General features: G+C 31.3%; 1 protein-coding gene and 1 pseudogene. Both read right to left on the bottom strand.

Translation table 11 applies throughout. The features are described from left to right. A partial coding sequence (locus AC1DJR_RS33770) for a hypothetical protein (protein ID WP_477004648.1) occupies positions 1–288 on the bottom strand: 288 nt, incomplete at its 3' end. 48 nt (positions 289–336) lie between these two features. After that, positions 337–403, bottom strand: a pseudogene (locus AC1DJR_RS33775) (YolD-like family protein); the annotation flags it as partial.

Genomic DNA, 403 nt, shown 5'->3' on the forward strand with positions numbered 1-403 from the left:
CATACATGAAAGTACCCAATATTCCAATTCTAAAGGTAGGTGACATGCTTGAATGCTACCATCATTGTTTTTTATTGATACGATTGGTGTATTTATCCTAGTTGTAGCGAAACCGTCCGTTGTTATCATTCCTACCGCATCATTATTATGAAAACCAACGTTTAAAACCTCGTAAATCATTCCGTTTTTTTCATTAATAATCATAGGTATATTTAAATGGGGATAGTTATTTATATCGTTATGAATAACTGTTCTTGCTGTATTCCTTCTTAGCTGATTCCCTTGCATTTTATACACTCCTTTATAACAATTCAAATCTGATCACTTAAATCTATTCTATTTTACGTCTATTATATTAGAAAATCGTAGTGTCATCTTATTACGAAAAGCATCGGTACATATG

The sequence above is a fragment of the Bacillus sp. 05T31 genome, assembly GCF_056396725.1.